This is a genomic window from Polaromonas sp. P1_G4 (assembly GCF_056405475.1).
In genome coordinates this window covers 1-1439 of the sequence record NZ_JBFUCA010000771.1, presented here as the reverse complement: position 1 = coordinate 1439, position 1439 = coordinate 1, and the positions used below count along the sequence as shown (strand labels likewise).

Genomic DNA, 1439 nt, shown 5'->3' with positions numbered 1-1439 from the left:
ACGCATAGCGCTGCTGGGCAGCCATCTGGGCAATTACCAGATTGAAAAACTCATGGAAACCCTGGCCGACGGCTACCTGCGGGCACTCGGCGAAAAAGAACCCGAGCGCCGCGAACAGATCTGGCAACAACTGGCCAACTCCGAAGCGCAACTGGCCGTACAGTTCAGCAAATTTGCGACGGAGTTTGCCAGGGTGCCTGAACCCGAGGCCCGCGTCAGCCGGCTGCCCATCAGCTTTCCCTTTGCGACCCTGATCCTGCCGGCCATGAGCTTCGACATGCGCATTGCGCTGGCGATTCACGCCGCCGGTATTGCGCGCGTGGCCCAAAACGCGGCCGGGCTCAGCCCCAAGGCCAAGGCCTTCACGATGTCAGCCGAACTCTTCCTGATGCAGCACACTTGCCACTGGTTTTGCAAATCAAAAGCCATCGCCTCAGCCCGCGTGCTGGTGCGTCACAAGACGCCGCATGCGCAACTGGTGGAGTCGGTGTCGCCGGAGACGCGTGAGGCTTATAGCGTGCTGATCAGCGGCGGCAGATAAATAAGCGTGTGAGGCACTTTCACGCACGACGCCTCACGGTCTTGCAACCATGGCTTTCACTTCCTCGCTGAGGCGAAGAACCTCCGGGCTTGTTGTCACCCCGACAGATATCGCGTCCAGGCCGTCGACCATCGTGCATTTGAAAGTCGCATCCGCCTGTTTGTTGCATTCCATGACACCACGAGACTTGCCATCCACCTTGAAACGCGCAGGATGAAAGATGTAGGTGAGATCCGAGGGATCTTTTGGATAGACGGTGCGATCCAGAAGATCGTCCGGAAATTTCTTCTCGGTCATTTCCCTGATGAGATAGGCCATCCGGGCCCCAAGTTGCGGGATCGCCTGTTTGGTTTCCTTGTTGTGCGCCCCGTGCAGGCCAATCATGGTTTTCGCCAGAGGAGTGCCGTCGCTGTAATAGCGGTGTACCCCTCCGAGAAAAACAAGGCCGCATGCGGACTCGCATTTTCCTGAGACTGCAGTGTCGAGGCCTGCATCCCGAATGCGCCTTGCAAGTTCTTGCCCATTCCAGAGATCTCCCCCGGGGCTGTTGTGCAGCAAAACGAGTTTCACTTGATTCGTGGCAAGCTGATCCTTAAGCTGGGCAACGTCGCCGCCAACAACCGGTCCGGACATGATCAGTGTTTCGCCAATGAGATTGAAGTCCATGGCCAGGGCCGGCGTGACGGCGAGCTGGAACGCGACCAGGACGAGCCATCTTCTATGGTGAAACGGCATTTGTGGCGCCTTAAAGGTTTGCCAAGCCACTCAGCGACGGGCAAACACTATTCATCAAGAAAATCCCCTCGGTAAAAGCTCCAGGCAGTTCCGTCGTGAAGATAGAAGTACCCATCGGCACAAAAATCTTTGCCGGGGAAAAATTCGCGATACGCCTTGGGAA

2 protein-coding genes are annotated in these 1439 nt (G+C 57.2%); one reads left to right on the top strand and one right to left on the bottom strand.

The window, feature by feature from the left end; translation table 11 throughout:
* The coding region (locus tag AC1D1X_RS23180) for a hypothetical protein (protein ID WP_477699327.1) at positions 1 to 541 on the top strand (541 nt) is incomplete at its 5' end.
* 33 nt (positions 542 to 574) lie between these two features.
* Here the strand turns inward: AC1D1X_RS23180 and AC1D1X_RS23175 are convergent.
* Positions 575 to 1276, bottom strand: a complete 702-nt coding sequence (locus AC1D1X_RS23175; RefSeq protein WP_477671173.1) for a hypothetical protein — start codon at positions 1274 to 1276, stop codon at positions 575 to 577.
* Positions 1277 to 1439 lie beyond the last annotated feature (163 nt).

Bases quoted from the DNA above. Each gene is read 5' to 3' on its own strand.
- AC1D1X_RS23175 (WP_477671173.1), bottom strand. From the start codon at position 1,276: ATGCCGTTTCACCATAGAAGATGGCTCGTCCTGGTCGCGTTCCAGCTC.